The organism is Sulfitobacter sp. HI0129 (assembly GCF_001635395.1).
Classification (GTDB): domain Bacteria; phylum Pseudomonadota; class Alphaproteobacteria; order Rhodobacterales; family Rhodobacteraceae; genus Sulfitobacter.
In genome coordinates, this window is sequence record NZ_LWGH01000963.1 from 1 (window position 1) to 227 (window position 227).

1 protein-coding gene is annotated in these 227 nt (G+C 59.5%); it reads right to left on the reverse strand.

The genetic code is table 11. The annotated features are described in order from the left end of the window. A partial coding sequence (locus A3764_RS21375; protein ID WP_236628289.1) for a paraquat-inducible protein A occupies nt 1-227 on the reverse strand: 227 nt, incomplete at both ends.

A 227-nucleotide genomic window follows, 5' to 3' on the forward strand; every position in this document is an offset into this window, starting at 1 on the left:
GCGGGATCACCACCGAAGCGAACAGGATGATGAAGGCGATGCCCCATGATCCATATTCGGCAAGCTCCACCGCGCCCCCGATGATCGTGCTTTCTTCTTTCACGAAAAGGGTCTGTGTGCGCAGCATCGGGTAGGCATTGGCGGGCACATAGCAAATCACGCCCATCAGCCAGTAGGCCCAGACGCGCTGCAGGCTATCGGTATCCCGCGAAACCAGCGTGTTGCCG